The sequence below is a fragment of the Pseudomonas sp. rhizo25 genome, assembly GCF_031931935.1.
Classification (GTDB): Bacteria; Pseudomonadota; Gammaproteobacteria; order Pseudomonadales; family Pseudomonadaceae; genus Aquipseudomonas; species Aquipseudomonas synxantha.
Window position 1 is genome coordinate 316,500 of the sequence record NZ_JAUJXA010000003.1, and the last position, 13,335, is coordinate 329,834.

The 13,335-nt window shown below is 58.5% G+C and carries 16 protein-coding genes and 1 tRNA gene; 6 read left to right on the forward strand and 11 right to left on the reverse strand.

Going from position 1 to position 13,335, the window contains the following annotated elements; translation table 11 throughout:
* Window positions 1-25: 25 nt before the first annotated feature.
* Complete coding sequence (locus QZR30_RS08370) at window positions 26-202, reverse strand: DUF3606 domain-containing protein (protein ID WP_080944622.1); 177 nt, start codon at window positions 200-202, stop codon at window positions 26-28.
* Window positions 203-569: 367 nt separating this feature from the next.
* Between QZR30_RS08370 and QZR30_RS08375 the strand changes: the two genes are divergently transcribed.
* The 3 genes from QZR30_RS08375 (at window position 570) to umuC (ending at window position 2,831) form a co-directional block, all read left to right on the forward strand.
* Window positions 570-932 carry a DUF2388 domain-containing protein gene (locus tag QZR30_RS08375; RefSeq protein ID WP_233518700.1) on the forward strand — a complete coding sequence of 121 codons (363 nt, stop codon included), beginning with the start codon at window positions 570-572 and terminating at the stop codon, window positions 930-932.
* Between the two features lie 206 nt (window positions 933-1,138).
* Window positions 1,139-1,564, forward strand: coding sequence for a LexA family protein (locus QZR30_RS08380; RefSeq protein WP_034135895.1), 426 nt, complete (start codon window positions 1,139-1,141; stop codon window positions 1,562-1,564).
* A complete protein-coding gene (gene umuC / locus QZR30_RS08385; RefSeq protein ID WP_311903174.1) occupies window positions 1,557-2,831 on the forward strand; it encodes a translesion error-prone DNA polymerase V subunit UmuC in 1,275 nt (424 codons plus the stop codon). Before QZR30_RS08380 ends, umuC begins: the two co-directional genes overlap by 8 nt.
* A 119-nt stretch (window positions 2,832-2,950) precedes the next feature.
* Here umuC and QZR30_RS08390 read toward each other — a convergent pair.
* Window positions 2,951-3,037, reverse strand: a tRNA-Leu gene (locus QZR30_RS08390).
* Window positions 3,038-3,261: 224 nt separating this feature from the next.
* On the opposite strand from QZR30_RS08390, the gene QZR30_RS08395 reads away from it, so the two are divergent.
* Window positions 3,262-3,738, forward strand: coding sequence for a hypothetical protein (locus QZR30_RS08395; RefSeq protein WP_046068250.1), 477 nt, complete (start codon window positions 3,262-3,264; stop codon window positions 3,736-3,738).
* Window positions 3,739-3,813: 75 nt separating this feature from the next.
* On the opposite strand, the gene QZR30_RS08400 is transcribed toward QZR30_RS08395, so the two are convergent.
* Window positions 3,814-4,341, reverse strand: coding sequence for a DinB family protein (locus tag QZR30_RS08400; protein WP_046068249.1), 528 nt, complete (start codon window positions 4,339-4,341; stop codon window positions 3,814-3,816).
* Window positions 4,342-4,468: 127 nt separating this feature from the next.
* On the opposite strand from QZR30_RS08400, the gene QZR30_RS08405 reads away from it, so the two are divergent.
* Window positions 4,469-5,164 (forward strand): tellurite resistance TerB family protein, encoded by a 696-nt coding sequence (locus QZR30_RS08405; RefSeq protein WP_046072468.1) that lies wholly within the window; start codon window positions 4,469-4,471, stop codon window positions 5,162-5,164.
* On the opposite strand, the gene QZR30_RS08410 is transcribed toward QZR30_RS08405, so the two are convergent.
* The 8 genes from QZR30_RS08410 to QZR30_RS08445 form a co-directional block, all read right to left on the reverse strand.
* Complete coding sequence (locus QZR30_RS08410; protein ID WP_311903175.1) at window positions 5,161-5,982, reverse strand: hypothetical protein; 822 nt, start codon at window positions 5,980-5,982, stop codon at window positions 5,161-5,163. The two genes, QZR30_RS08405 and QZR30_RS08410, sit on opposite strands and share 4 nt — an antisense overlap.
* Window positions 5,983-6,000: 18 nt before the next feature.
* Complete coding sequence (locus tag QZR30_RS08415; protein WP_046068247.1) at window positions 6,001-6,348, reverse strand: DUF2493 domain-containing protein; 348 nt, start codon at window positions 6,346-6,348, stop codon at window positions 6,001-6,003.
* A 64-nt stretch (window positions 6,349-6,412) separates the two neighbouring features.
* A complete protein-coding gene (gene mgtA / locus QZR30_RS08420) occupies window positions 6,413-9,127 on the reverse strand; it encodes a magnesium-translocating P-type ATPase (protein ID WP_311903176.1) in 2,715 nt (904 codons plus the stop codon).
* Window positions 9,128-9,362: 235 nt separating this feature from the next.
* On the reverse strand, window positions 9,363-9,656 hold the full coding sequence (locus QZR30_RS08425) for a hypothetical protein (RefSeq protein WP_046068245.1): 294 nt from the start codon (window positions 9,654-9,656) through the stop codon (window positions 9,363-9,365).
* Between the two features lie 318 nt (window positions 9,657-9,974).
* Window positions 9,975-10,586 (reverse strand): LysE family transporter, encoded by a 612-nt coding sequence (locus tag QZR30_RS08430; RefSeq protein WP_046068244.1) that lies wholly within the window; start codon window positions 10,584-10,586, stop codon window positions 9,975-9,977.
* A gap of 159 nt (window positions 10,587-10,745) precedes the next feature.
* A complete protein-coding gene (locus QZR30_RS08435) occupies window positions 10,746-11,228 on the reverse strand; it encodes an arsenate reductase ArsC (RefSeq protein ID WP_046068243.1) in 483 nt (160 codons plus the stop codon).
* Between the two features lie 11 nt (window positions 11,229-11,239).
* The gene (locus QZR30_RS08440) at window positions 11,240-12,523 is read right to left on the reverse strand and encodes an arsenic transporter (protein ID WP_046068242.1); all 1,284 of its coding nucleotides are present in this window, start codon (window positions 12,521-12,523) and stop codon (window positions 11,240-11,242) included.
* 19 nt (window positions 12,524-12,542) lie between these two features.
* A complete protein-coding gene (locus QZR30_RS08445) occupies window positions 12,543-12,899 on the reverse strand; it encodes a metalloregulator ArsR/SmtB family transcription factor (protein ID WP_046068241.1) in 357 nt (118 codons plus the stop codon).
* A gap of 175 nt (window positions 12,900-13,074) precedes the next feature.
* On the opposite strand from QZR30_RS08445, the gene QZR30_RS08450 reads away from it, so the two are divergent.
* Window positions 13,075-13,290, forward strand: a complete 216-nt coding sequence (locus QZR30_RS08450) for a hypothetical protein (protein ID WP_046068240.1) — start codon at window positions 13,075-13,077, stop codon at window positions 13,288-13,290.
* The last annotated feature ends 45 nt before the right edge of the window (window positions 13,291-13,335 follow it).

Genomic DNA, 13,335 nt, shown 5'->3' on the forward strand with positions numbered 1-13,335 from the left:
GCAGAAGCGCAGGGCGAGTTTTATGCTATTTGCCGAGTTTCTTACGCACATCTGCAACCATCGGGCCGACGGCTTTTACCGCATCCTTGAGCTGTTGCTCAGTCACGCCAAACTCCTTCGTCCAATACTTCAACTCCCAAGCTTCTGAAGTGTTCACTCGAGCACGGTCTTGAGGGCCACGGTTTTTCAGATCGTCAGACATAGTCCACTCCTGCGGGTTGGCCTGGAGATGTTCAGGCGTCTTTCGGTAGAGCGTTTGAATGCGCGGGTAGTTCGGTTGAGATTTAAGGAGGGAGCATGGATTTGGCAGGACGCCGGACGAGGGGGAGCTTCAAACCGATGACGCGGGTCGGAGTATTGCCTGCGGCCAGCTTACGTAACAGTGCTACATCCGCTGCACTCCATGCTGATCCGCCCTTTGGTGTGCTCAGTTCCTTATGGGGTGGACGTCAAAAGCTACAACTGATCAATCGATGTGCGCCACTGGCATTCCATCCACGCTGGATGCCTGGCGTGGAAGAAGGTAGATTCAGCCCCTAAAGGATGATGCATACCTGTGGAGTGGATCTTTGCGCAAACTGATTGTTGTACTTATGCTCGGTTTTTCGTGCAGTTTTCCCGTAATCGCTGGTGATGGCAGGCCGGTCAAGGTTTCGGCCTTTGGAGCGATTGTCTCATCGAGCCTTGCTGTGACCCTTTCCCCCGTTTCGCTTACCGAAGACAGTCAAGAAAGTAGTCAGAATAGTTCAAAGAAGGGTGACCGAAAGGTACTTGCCGCACGCAATGATGCTGCAGCTTTTGTCGCGAGTGATGGAGTTATTAGAGGCGTGGGCCTGGAGGCTGCATTCGAGGTTTTGCGTACTCAGAATGAAACGAGCTCAGTCAGCGACGTCGAACTAGCCCAAGCAGTTTTGGTTTACGAATTACGCTAGAAAAATGGAGTTTCGACCACTTGTATCTCGCTTGGTGTAGCCCAGGCCTTTGAAGGGTGGACATGGTGTCCTCCGTCCGATGTATTGTGAAAGTCTTCCGCACATAGGCACCTCTCCATCTGTCGAAATCTCCTACAGAAAAATTGACCGCAAGCCGGCTTCAAAGTTAACTGTACATTCGTACAGTATATGTAGAAGGCTGCATCATGAGCTTCACCATTTTAGGTCCTATATCCGAAGGCGGCACGAAGCTGCCTTTCTGCTCGTTTCGTGTGCCCGCTGGCTTCCCGTCACCGGCGGCCGATCACATCGAGCAGCATATCTCATTGGATGAGGTCCTAAATATCAGGGCGCCGCACGTCTATCTCATCGCTATTACTGGAGAAAGCATGCAAGGGGCGGGAATTTTTGAGGGAGACCTGGCAGTTGTTGACCGGTCAATTGAGCCGGCCCACGGGCACGTCGTTGTCGCTCTTTTGAACAATGATCCCGTCTGTAAGCGACTGTGCAAGCGCGGGAAGGAGGTGATTCTCCTGTCAGAAAATCCGAAATACCCAGCGAGGTATGTTTTGGAGGGTGACGAGCTATCAATTTGGGGCGTGATTACCAGCACGGTGCGCAGTCATGTCTGACGCGCCAGTCTTTGCACTGATTGACTGCAATAGCTTCTATGCAAGTTGCGAGCGGGTCTTTCGACCGGATCTGGCTAAGGTGCCCATCGTTGTATTGAGCAATAACGACGGTTGCGTCATCGCTCGCAGTTACGACGCCAAGCCGTTTATCAAGATGGGCGAGCCGTATTTCCAAATCAAACACAAGCTGAAGCAGCATGGCATCGTTCCTTTTTCATCCAACTACGCGCTCTATGGTGACATGAGCGAGCGAGTGATGACCCTGATCGAATCGATGGTTCCTGCCGTCGAGATTTACAGTATCGATGAGGCGTTTGCTGACCTATCGGGTATTCCCGAGCTGGATGCTTTGGGTCGTCAGATCCGGGAGCGGGTGCTGCGCTGCACTGGCATCCCCGTGGGGGTTGGAATAGCGAGCACCAAAACCTTGGCCAAGCTGGCCAACCACACGGCAAAGCGACTGCAAGCTCAGACAGGTGGCGTGGTGAACATCACCGATCCGGTCAAGCGCGATTGGGTATTGCGCAATACTGACGTCTGCGAAGTGTGGGGCGTGGGCCGCAAAATGAAACTCCACCTTGACGCAATGGGCATAAAATCAGCAATGGACCTCGCCAAGGCGGATCCTTGGACGCTGCGCAAGAAATTCAGCGTAGTGATCGAAAAGACGGCGCGTGAACTGGCCGGCACGTCGTGCCTGGAGCTGGACGATCCCAATGTGCCGAAGCAAGAAATCTGCTGTAGCCGCATGTTTGGCATGCGGCTGACCGAGCTGTCACCGATTAGGGAAGCGGTGGCCACCTACATGTTGCGAGCCTCGGAAAAGCTGCGTGCGCAAAAGTCACTCTGCAAGAAGGTCCGTGTCTGCATCCGAACCGGGATGTTCAACCCGCAAGAGGCGAAGTACGCCAACGGCGTGGTAGTCGATATGCCTTATCCCACCGACGACGTGCGCTTGCTCACAAAGGCCGCGGTTGATGCTCTGGATAAGATCTTCCGGCCAGGTTTCAAGTACAGCAAGGCTGAAGTGATGCTGCTAAACCTGTGCCAGCCAGGCGAATACACCGACAATCTTTTCGCAATATCGCAGCCGACCGAGGCGACCCAGGTTATGGCTGTACTCGACCAGATCAACGAACGGTGGGGAAGGGGGACGCTGCGATCTGCTAGCGTGCCGACGAATCCCCTCTGGGGGATGCGCCGGGAAATGATGAGTCAGAGCTATACGACAAGGTTGGATCAGCTATGGTCGGTGTCTTGCAAGTAGGGACAGGTATTTGTTCGGCAGAACACCGGTGGGAAGGGAGTTGCGGAACAGATCTAAGAATTGCGGAACAGAAAAGATAAGGGCCTGCCCAGGTTTCCCTGGCAAGCCCTTGATATCTATGGTGCCCGAACCCGGAATCGAACCGGGACGCCCTTACGAGCGGGGGATTTTAAGTCCCATGCGTCTACCAGTTTCGCCATTCGGGCGGTAGCGCGGTGTAGCAGGGTTGGGAATATATAGATCCTGTCGCTTCGGCGCAACCTCGAAACGCGCTTTCCTGCACAAAGATATGCGTGAAAAAGCGTGGCAGATCAGTCATCTACATGTTCGCCGAGTTAAGTCCTGATGAATTTATGCGGCGCAGGAACAAGCCTCATAAATGACAGTCATAGCGATATGCCATCCCGGCAAATTGCAAAGGAATCAATTGATGCTCAGTGTCCGTAAGCATTCTTGGATGATGGCTTTTGGTGTAGCGGGCTTGTTGGGTGTGGCCATGGTCGGCCAGGCGCAGGCGGCGGGTGCGGTGCGTTGGGGAGAGTTCAGTGCATCGTCGACAGACAGATTGACGGGCGCCTCGGTAGAGGCGGGCAATACCTATGTGCTGAAGTCGTCGAGTATTTCCGTCGGCGATATCGAGGCGTTGCAAGCGGCGCAAAAGCGTAGCGAAAGCGAGCTGCAAAGCCTGAAAACCAAAGTGGATGGTCAGGATCGAGCATTTGACGAGTTCAAGCGTAAGGACGGGTCGAGTTCAAGCAGCAGTGACAGTCAGCTGTCGAGTCTCAAGCGCACAGTGGATGAGCAGAAAAATACCATAGACCGGCAGAAAGGCGAGATCGACGGCCTTAAACGCAGCCTGGATGATCTGAAACGCAGCGTTGAGACGTTGAGCAACAAGGTGAAGTGACCTGGCCGTTTCGGGCCGTTGCGGGTGTGTACTCACAAGCCTGACTGATCGGCATTAGGGCAAGCTACGCCGCGCTCAGTCAATCAGCGCCAGCAGGTCGGTAGTACCTACGTCCACCCCCGCCTGGGTCAGCAGTGTTGTCACCTGCCCCCGGTGGTGGGTCTGGTGGTTGAAGAAATGCACCAGCAGCCCGAAGAAGGGTTTTTCGGCGGCCGCACCGCGCATGTTGTGGTAACGCAGATGCTGGTCCAGATGGGACTCGTGCAGGCTGTGGGCCCACTCGACGATCAGTTGGTCCAGCCAGGCGCGATGGGCCGAGAGTTCACTTAGATCGGCAAAGGCCAGTTGTTTGAGGTCGGCGGGGGTAGCGATGGCACTCAACGGCGCCAGTGCCGAAAAGTCAGCCGGGTGCTCGGCAAAGCGCTTGAGCCAGACCGTGTCGCCCAGCATCAGGTGGTTCAAGGTGCCGAGGATCGAGCCGAAGAACGCCTGCCGGTCCAGGATTAATTGCGCGTCGGTCAACGTGCCGGCGGCGTCATAGACCTTGCGGTTCATCCACTGGTTGTAGTTGGCCATCAGCGCGATCTGCTCGATGCGGTTCACCGATATTTTCTCCCTTGGCGGTGTAGTGGCGCCATCATAAAGCTTGCCCGCCCGGCGGTCATGGTGTTCCATCGCAGGCGGACTATGTTTGATTAACGCCACTTTTGCGTCCGGGGAGGGCGACACCATTAATACCAGCGATCTGTTGGAACAACTGTTGCGTGCAGGGCAGCAAGGCGGCGGCGCTTCGGGCGGCGGCCTGGGCGGGTTGCTCGGTGGTTTATTGAAGGGCACCAGTGCCGGTGGTGCTGCAGCTGGCGGTGGCTTGGGTGGGTTGCTGGGTGGCCTGGGTGGCTTGTTGGGCGGTGCACCGGCCGGCGGCGGCACTCAGGCGCGTAAAAGCGGCGGGATGAATTACGCGGCGCTGGCGTCCCTGGGGATGGCGGCTTTCCAGGCCTATCAAGCCTGGCAACGCCAGCAGGCCACAGCCCCACAGCAGGCCATCCAGACCGTTGACCAGCTTGAAGGGGCGCAAGCCGAAGCCCATAGCCATGGCGTATTACGTGCGCTGATCGCGGCGGCCAAGGCCGATGGGGCTATCGATGCGCAAGAGCAGCAGATGATCTCTGCCGAGATCGGCCGTCATACCGACGACCCCCAGTTGCAGCAGTGGCTCGACGCTGAAGTCGCCAAGCCCCTGGATGCCTCGGATTTTGCCGAGTATGCCCATGACCCGGCGCTCGCCGCGGAGATTTACCTGGCCAGCGTGATGCTGGTCAATGATCAGCAGGACGCCGAGCGCAATTACCTCGACGATCTGGCCGGGCAGCTGCAAATCGATCCGCAGTTGCAGCTGCACCTGGAACAGCAGGCAAAAGCCTAGAACCTCAGCGTCGCCCCAGTGGTCAGCCACTGGGCGCGTTCCCCAATCAGGCTGCGCCCGACCACCACGTCCACATCGAACAGTTTGAGGATGTGGAATCGCGGCCCGGCCTGCCACGCTTGCTCACCGCCTTCCTGGCCGTAGCGTTCGGCGATCAGGGTCAGTCCCTCCGCCAACTGATATTCGAACCCCGTGCCCCAGGTCAGGCGATGCTGTTGATCACCGTCGTTATAGGCGTGGCTCCAGCCAACGTTCAGGTTCAGGCGCAATGGCGCCAGAGGCTGCCAGGTCAACGGGGCATTCAAATCGGCCCCGTCAAACCCGTGCTGGCGATCCAGGGCCATATGCGCCCCGGCGGCAATCGCCAGCTCAAGCCCCACGTCTTCCCGTGACAACACCTGCGCCTTTACCTGCGGGCTGATCTGCGTCTCGCCTTTGCCTGCGGTGGTAGCGCGAGACAACACGGCGCCCCATTGCACGGTGGGCATGGCGCTGAACGTACACGCCGGCGACAGAGTGGTGTTATGGGTGCTGCCCGCGTGTCGATTGGCGCTGTACCAGGCATCGACATTGCATTCTCCCGGGGCATTGACGGCGCCGTCATCGACCACATAAGCACCGCCGGCGGCATGGGCCTTGGAAAACAGCGCGATGAGCAACACCGCGCCCAGGCTCACGCCGATAAAAATCAGGTTGCGCTGCAATGCACGGCGCTTGGCCGGTGGCAACAACAGCAAGGTGTGGCGGGCACCGCGATAGTGGCGCGCACGGTATTTGGCAAAGCCGTCCTGCCGCTTTGGGGTGTGTTGTTTGTGCATGATGCACCTCGTTTGAATTCAGCTTTCTACAGTCAGCACCGAAATGCCGCGGGCTTTGGCCTGGGACACCAGCTCCAAGGTGTCGTCGCCACCGGGCAGGGCGATGATCACGTCGGGGCGGCTGTCGGCCAGCATGAAGTGGTTGCGCTGGCGTTCCGCCTGTTTGCCGTGGCGTTGCCAATTGGGTGGGTAACGCACCACGTCGATGCCGATGTCCCGCGCCCATTCCTCGATCTCGCTGCCGAGGAACTGGTTGCCGCCGTGAATCAATACCTGCACCGGGCGCAGGCGGTGGTAAGCGTCCAGCACATGGCGGGACTTCTTGGTGTCGGCGTAATGACGACCTGCACAGATCAAGACGCGCATAGGGAGCATCCTTGTATTGCACGGTGACGGCCGGGCGACCGCCACCGTTTGAACGGCGGGGTGATCAGTACCACTGCTTGAAGCGGCGGATGTAGATCGTCTTCATCAGTTGGGCCACGCAGCAGTACGCCAGCAGGGTGCCCACCAGCCATGGGAAATACGCCATTGGCAGCGGTTGCAGGCCTACCAGGGTGCCCAGTGGCGAGAACGGCACATAGATACCCAGGGCGATGACGATGCAGGTCATCATCAGCACCGGCCAGGCAGCCGTGCTCTGGAAGAATGGGATCTTGCGGGTGCGCAGCATATGCACCACCAGGGTTTGCGAGAGCAGCCCCTCGATAAACCAGCCGGACTGGAACAGGGTCTGCATTTCCACACTGTTGGCCGCGAACACGTACCACATCAGCGCGAAGGTGGTGATGTCGAAGATCGAGGAGGTAGGTCCGATCCAGATCATGAAGCGGCCGATGTTTTTCGCATCCCACTTGCGCGGCTTGGCCAGGTATTCCTTGTCCATCTTGTCCCACGGCAGGGCCAGCTGGGAGATGTCGTACATCAGGTTTTGCAGCAGCAGGTGGATCGCCAGCATCGGCATGAACGGAATGAACGCACTGGCTACCAGCACCGAGAACACATTGCCGAAGTTGGAGCTGGCAGTCATGTTCAGATACTTCATGATATTGCCGAAGGTCTCGCGGCCCTTGAGTACGCCTTCTTCCAACACCATCAGGCTCTTTTCCAGCAGGATGATGTCGGCTGATTCCTTGGCGATATCCGTACCGCTGTCCACCGAGATACCCACGTCGGCATCCCGCAGCGCCGGCGCATCGTTGATACCGTCGCCGAGGAAGCCGACGGTGTGGCCGTTGGCTTGCAGCGCCTTGAGTACCCGCGACTTTTGCAGCGGCGTGAGCTTGGCGAACACCGTGCGTTCTTCCACGCGGCGCAGCAGGGTGGCGTCGTCCATCGCTTCGATTTCCACACCCAGCAGCGGCTGGCCTGGTTCCAGGCCGACCCGACGGCAGATCTTGCTGGTGACCACGGCGTTGTCGCCGGTCAACACCTTGACTGCCACGCCAATTTGTTGCAGTGCGGCAATCGCCGGGTCTGCGGTTTCCTTCGGTGGATCCAGGAAGGTCAGGAAGCCCTGGATCACCAGGTTGCGTTCATCGGTGGTGGTGTACTGCTGGCGTGCCAATGCCTTGGGAATATTACGAGTCGCCACCACCAGCACGCGAAAACCGTCTTCGTTGTAGTCATTAGCCAGTGCGAGCAGCTCCTGACGACGGCGATCATCCAAGGGCACGGCGGCGCCGTCTTCCAGGGTGTGGGTGGAAATGCTCAACATCTCTTCCACGGCGCCCTTGCACACCAATAGATGATCACCGGCAGCGTCCTTGACCACGATGGACAGGCGACGGCGTACAAAGTCGAACGGCAATTCATCGACCTTGCTGTAGGCAAATGGCACCTGAAACTTGGGGTTCTGTTGCGCAAACTGCACCACGGCCTGGTCCATCAGGTTCTTCATGCCGCTCTGGTGAAAGCTGTTCAGCCACGCCAGGGACAACACTGCATCATCGCGCTGGCCGAAGGCGTTGACGTGATGCTCGAGGATGATCTTGTCCTGGGTCAGGGTGCCGGTCTTGTCGGTGCACAGCACGTCCATCGAGCCGAAGTTCTGGATCGCATTGAGGCGCTTGACCACCACTTTGCGTTTAGCCATGGCCGTGGCGCCCTTGGCCAGGTTGGCGCTGACAATCATCGGCAGCATTTCCGGGGTGAGGCCGACGGCGACTGCCAAGGCAAACAGAAAGGCATCGCCCCAGTCGCCTTTGGAGAAACCGTTGAGGAAGAACACGATGGGTACCATCACCAGCATGAAGCGGATCAGCAACCAACTGACACTGTTCACACCACGGTCGAAGGCGGTTTGCACCCGCGAGCCGACAATCGCCTTGGCCAGGGAGCCGAAGTAAGTGCGCGGCCCGGTGGCGACCACCACGGCCTTGGCGCGGCCGCTGACCACGTTGGTGCCCATGAAGCAGATGTTGGGCAGATCGAGTAGGTTGCCTTGATCGGCGGCCAGGCTGGAGGCGGATTTTTGCGTGACATCGCCGAGGGTGTCGTACTTCTCCACCGGCAAGGCTTCACCGGTCAGTACGGCCTGGCTGATAAACAAATCGCGGGATTCGATCAGGCGGATGTCGGCGGGAATCATGTCACCGGCCGACAGCTGCACGATATCGCCGGCCACCAGTTCGCGCATTGGCACTTCGCGCAAGGTAGGCTGGGCGCCGACCTGCTCGCGGCGTAGCACCGTGGCCGTGGTGCGCACCATGGCCTTGAGTGCCTCGGCGGATTTGGCCGAACGGTGCTCCTGCCAGAAGCGCAGCAGGCTGCTGAGCAGCACCATGGTCATGATAATGATGACCTTGGTCGGGTCGGCCTCTTCGCCTGCCTGCATCGGCAGCCAGCAGTCGGTGACAAAGCTGATGCCGCCCAGGGTCAGCAGTACGTAGATGAAGGGGTTGTTCAGCGCCTGCAGGAACTGGAGGATGGCGTGTGGCGGCTTGTCGTGGGCGACTTCGTTGTAGCCTTCGCGTTGCAGACGCGCCGAGGCGTCCAGTTCGGTCAGGCCGTCCTGGGTGGCACGTACGTTGGCGAGGGTAGCCGCCAGGCCGTTCTGGGCTTCACGGGCGGCGCGCATCGACAGTTTGGTGTCGGTAGCGGTGCCATTTTTCTTGTGCAGAGGCGGGTTTTTTACGGCGCTCATTGTCTGTACTCCTGTCGCCAATTCTCGACAAAACATACCCGGTACTTACCTGCATAGAGGCGAGCGAAAGCATGCCGAGCCGCGGACTTCGCGATCGGTTTAAATAATGTGTTCAGATAGCTTCTAGAGTGCCCGCTAACAGCACGTTAGTTAATATGCGCGCAGCGGGCTACTACTGGACTTGTTCATAAAGAACTCCAGGGTATTAATAAGAAAGTTGCAGTTTCCAGCCAGGTCAGGCGGCGCGAGCGCTCACATAAAGACCGAGCATCAAGCTGGCTTGCGCCAGGCTGGAAACCTTGGGTCTCTGCGGGTCTTGAGGGTCGGCGTGGTCCCAGTGCTGCACCAGTTGGCCGCTGTCAGGGCAGATACGCCAGTGCGCCAACGGCGGTGCCGGGCGGGCTTGAGGGGAGGGTGCCGCAAAGGTTGAGCGGGTAGGTGAAAAGCCTACGGGCTCGCGGCGCAGCTTGGCGCGCAGGGCAGCAGCCAGGGTGCTTACATCGGGCAAAGCAATGAGTTGGAAGGTCATAACACACCTCGGGACCGGACACGCGACCGGTGAGGCAGTTACGGTGGAGCATCGAGCTCTAGCGCAGCTTACCGGACCTGGAAGGCGAGTCCTGTCATATTCTGGGTTTGGCGCCCGATGCCCGCGGATGCGGTGCTCGGACAGCGACTAGATACTGTGTCCATTGGCTTCTTTTGTGAGGTTTAAAAAAGGCCCCTGTTGCGGGCACGGGCAATCTACTCAGAGCGTTACAGAATGTCAACGCATGATTAATTAAATTAGCCCGCGTTCAGAGTTTGTTCAGACAAGAGGCATGTGAAAGTTACTGGCCGGATAACTTTATATACCTTGCGCGGCGAGTATCGCCAGATAGATCAATACTAAACCGCACGCCGCATAACTCACGCGTTGCCAGATCGGTGATGCATTCTTGCGCAGCAGATTCACCAACGCGGCGGTGAGAAAACACGAGAGCACCGACGCCAGCATGAATCCGGCAAAAAACATCAGGGTCTGCCCGTGGCTGGGGGTTGCGCCGACGATGCCCGACAGGGCGCTCCCCAGGGCGCCCCAGTAGACAATATTCTTCGGGTTGGCCAGGGAGATCGCCGCGCCTACGGCCAACGCATTTTTGCCTGAACTGGCAGGGACGTTGTCGGTTGCGGGTAACTGCCAGGCATCAATCAGGCTGCGGATGCCCAGCCAGGCCAGGTACAGCGCACAGACGATCGTCAGTGGCACTCGCACCGCATCATGCTGAATCAGCAGTGCGATACCGGTGAGGCCGATCACCGCCCAGACGGCATCGCCTACGAGGGAACCAAACTGCACCATCAGCGCCGGTGTGAAACCATGCAGCAAGCCGCGACGCAGGGTCTCAGCCAGCACGGCGCCGGGAGACAGGCAAAACACAAAACCGAATACCAGCGCGTAGACAAAGATCGACAGCATGCTCAGTTCCTTTCGAGAAAGTGCGAAAGCATACGTCAGTCCGGGAGGGGGATACCACGTCCTCTGTAGGAGCGAGCTTGCTCGCGAAAAACGTCAACGATAACGCGTGTTTGCTGGATGAACGCGGTGCCTGTGAATTTTTCGCGAGCAAGCTCGCTCCTACACAAGCTGCGGCGTTGAGGCAATGCGGTCGAGCTCAGCCTTCAATTCATCCGGCGATAAATTTGCAAAGGGCAGCGCAAAAAACGCCTCGCAGCGTGCGGCGATAATGTCGAGGGTGGCCTTGAATGCAGCGTCTACTTGCGCCTCATCACCCTGCACCTCGGAAGGGTCTGCCAAGCCCCAATGCGCCTTCAGCGCCGGGCCGAAATACACCGGGCACGCTTCACCGGCTGCTTTATCGCACACCGTGATGACCACATCCGGCGGGCTGTCTTCGAAGGCGTCATTGCCCTTGCTGTACAAGCCTTCAATACGGATGCCCGCCGCCTGCAGCGTCGTCAGGCTGCGGGGCAAAACCTGGCCCTTGGGAAAACTGCCGGAGCTGATCGCCTCGAAACCCTCAGGCGCCATGTGATTGAACATGGCTTCGGACAAAATGCTGCGGCAACTGTTGGCGGTACACATGAACAGCACTTTCATTGCAGGCTCCTTCAGACGCTCAGGCGCAGGGCGAGGGCGGCGAGGGTAATCAGCAGCACCGGCAAGGTCAGCACGATGCCGACCTTGAAGTAGTAGCCCCAAGTGATGGTGATGCCTTTGCGCGCCAGGATGTGCAGCCACAGCAAGGTCGCCAGGCTGCCGATGGGGGTGATTTTCGGGCCCAGGTCGCTGCCGATCACGTTGGCGTAGATCATCGCGTCCTTGACCACGCCCACGGCATGGCTGGATTCAATGGACAGCGCGCCGATCAGTACTGTCGGCAGGTTATTCATCGCCGATGAGAGCAGTGCCGTCAGCACGCCGGTGCCCATGGCGGCGCCCCACACACCGTAGGTGGCGAAGGTGTCGAGCCAGGTCGCCAGGTAGTCGGTCAGGCCGGCATTGCGCAGGCCATACACCACCAGGTACATGCCCAGGGAAAAGATCACGATCTGCCAGGGCGCTTCCTTGAGGACCTTGCGCGTGGAAATCTTGTGACCCTTGGCGGCAATCACCAGCAGCAGTACCGCGCATACCGCGGAAATCGCACTGATGGGAATGCCCAGCGGCTCCAGGGCAAAACAGCCGACCAGCAGAATGCCCAGTACCCACCAGCCGGCGCGAAAGGTCGCTTGGTCATGGATGGCACTGGCAGGGTCTGCAAGGTCGGCCGGGTCGTAGACCTCTGGAATATCGCGGCGGAAAAACCACAGCAGCACTGCCAGGGTGGCAGCGACGCTGACCAGGTTCACCGGCACCATCACCGCGGCATATTCGTTGAAGCCGATCTTGAAATAGTCCGCCGAGACGATGTTGACCAGGTTTGAAACCACCAGCGGCAGGCTCGCCGTATCGGCGATAAACCCTGCGCCCATGACAAATGCCAGGGTCGCCGCTGGTGAAAAGCGCAAGGCCAGCAACATCGACATTACGATGGGGGTGAGGATCAGCGCCGCGCCGTCATTGGCAAACAGCGCCGACACCAGCGCACCGAGCAGCACCATATAGGCAAACAAGCGCCGCCCGCGGCCACGGCCCCAACGCGCCACATGCAGGGCGGCCCAGGCAAAGAACCCGGCTTCGTCGAGCAATAGGCTGATGATGATCAACGCGACAAAGGTACCGGTGGCGTTCCAAATGATGTGCCACACCACCGGGATGTCCGCCAGGCTGATTACCCCAAAGGCCAGGGCCAGGATCGCCCCCAGGGTGGCGCTCCAACCCACGCCGAGGCCTTTGGGCTGCCAGATGACCAGCACGATGGTGACGAGGAAAATCGCAATTGCGACAAGCATGAATAAAGGCTCCGATGGCTTAGCAGCAGGTGCTTGCCCGTTGTGGTCTGTTGCCCATTGCATCCAGACGCAGTGCGTCGTTCTGCAACCATGGCTGGTTGGCTTGCAAGGTGGTGTCCAGCACCTGAGTCACCCAGGCGGGCAGTGCCGGATTGATGCGGTAGTAGATCCATTGCCCTTGACGGCGGTCCAGCAGCAGCCCGCAACTGCGCAGTTGCGCCAGATGACGGGAGATCTTGGGCTGGCTATCGTCCAAGGCATGGATCAGTTCGCACACACAAAGTTCGCCTTCGCGCAGGATCAATAACGCCAGGCGTGCGCGAGTGGCGTCAGCCAGGCATTTGAATAGGGTGGGAGGAGAGAGGAAATCGGACATGACCAATGCCTATACATATGGTTATTCGAATATACGTATTTCCATATGTTCCGGTCAAACCTTGTTTCATTTGATATGGATCAAATGACCGGGAAACAGCCACAACTGATTGAAATTAAAATGAAACACAAAGGTCCTAAAGTGCCTGCCCATTGCCGATGAAGGAAGAACCCGCGTGACCCGTGCCACTCGCAACCTGCGTAAGACCCTGGATTCCGTCGCGGAAAATAACGAAACCGCGGCGTTCGACCTGATGCGCGCCGTGGAAAAACTCGGCGATGAAGTCCTGCGCCAACGCTTGCTCAACACCATCCACCGACTCAACCAGGATGCTTACGAATTGCGTGAAGCACGGGATTCGGTGGAACTGGTTTCGGTGAAGCTCGCCTGAGCAAGATCATTCAAGACAAGCCCCTGATTGCGCTGGCATGCTTGT

Bases quoted from the DNA above. Each gene is read 5' to 3' on its own strand.
- QZR30_RS08440 (WP_046068242.1), bottom strand. From the start codon at position 12,523: ATGCTTGTCGCAATTGCGATTTTCCTCGTCACCATCGTGCTGGTCATC.
- QZR30_RS08445 (WP_046068241.1), bottom strand. From the start codon at position 12,899: ATGTCCGATTTCCTCTCTCCTCCCACCCTATTCAAATGCCTGGCTGAC.
- QZR30_RS08370 (WP_080944622.1), bottom strand. From the start codon at position 202: ATGTCTGACGATCTGAAAAACCGTGGCCCTCAAGACCGTGCTCGAGTG.
- QZR30_RS08410 (WP_311903175.1), bottom strand. From the start codon at position 5,982: ATGCACAAACAACACACCCCAAAGCGGCAGGACGGCTTTGCCAAATAC.
- QZR30_RS08430 (WP_046068244.1), bottom strand. From the start codon at position 10,586: ATGCTGTCGATCTTTGTCTACGCGCTGGTATTCGGTTTTGTGTTTTGC.
- QZR30_RS08395 (WP_046068250.1), top strand. From the start codon at position 3,262: ATGCTCAGTGTCCGTAAGCATTCTTGGATGATGGCTTTTGGTGTAGCG.
- umuC (WP_311903174.1), top strand. From the start codon at position 1,557: ATGTCTGACGCGCCAGTCTTTGCACTGATTGACTGCAATAGCTTCTAT.
- mgtA (WP_311903176.1), bottom strand. From the start codon at position 9,127: ATGAGCGCCGTAAAAAACCCGCCTCTGCACAAGAAAAATGGCACCGCT.
- QZR30_RS08425 (WP_046068245.1), bottom strand. From the start codon at position 9,656: ATGACCTTCCAACTCATTGCTTTGCCCGATGTAAGCACCCTGGCTGCT.
- QZR30_RS08380 (WP_034135895.1), top strand. From the start codon at position 1,139: ATGAGCTTCACCATTTTAGGTCCTATATCCGAAGGCGGCACGAAGCTG.
- QZR30_RS08415 (WP_046068247.1), bottom strand. From the start codon at position 6,348: ATGCGCGTCTTGATCTGTGCAGGTCGTCATTACGCCGACACCAAGAAG.
- QZR30_RS08435 (WP_046068243.1), bottom strand. From the start codon at position 11,228: ATGAAAGTGCTGTTCATGTGTACCGCCAACAGTTGCCGCAGCATTTTG.